This window comes from Paraburkholderia sp. BCC1885 (genome assembly GCF_900996235.1).
GTDB lineage: Bacteria > Pseudomonadota > Gammaproteobacteria > Burkholderiales > Burkholderiaceae > Paraburkholderia.
Window position 1 is genome coordinate 1 of sequence record NZ_CAAJGM010000127.1, and the last position, 472, is coordinate 472.

At 64.0% G+C, this 472-nt stretch carries 1 protein-coding gene; it reads left to right on the forward strand.

Features of this window, described 5'->3' with window-relative positions; genetic code table 11:
- The coding region (locus FQ755_RS13640) for an ATP-binding cassette domain-containing protein (RefSeq protein WP_144154984.1) at nt 1-472 on the forward strand (472 nt) is incomplete at both ends.

Consider the following 472-nt stretch of genomic DNA (forward strand, 5'->3'; position numbering starts at 1 on the left):
ACGGTTTGCTCAACAATGTGCCGACGCTCAACGCCGCGCGTGTCTCGCTCGACCGGATCGAGAAAGTGATGGCCGAATTCGGCGCGCTGCTCACCGTGCCGCCGCCGGACGAACATGCGTCGCACGAGCCGTATCGAACGCTCACGCTGCGCGATGTCACACATTCGTACTTCCACGAACGCGATGAGCGGATGTTCCGCGTCGGGCCGGTCAACCTGACCTTCAGGACGGGCGAGCTGGTGTTCATCGTCGGGGGCAACGGCAGCGGCAAGACGACGCTCGCGAAGGTCATCACGGGCCTGTACGAACCCGAGGACGGCACGATCGAACTGGATGGCAAGCCGATTGGCCTGGTGGAGCGAGCCGCGTACCGGCAGCGCTTCACCGCCGTGTTCAACGACTTCCACCTGTTCGATGCCTTGCTCGGCATCGTCGATCCAAACGATGCCTCGCGTGCGCAAGCCGACGCTCG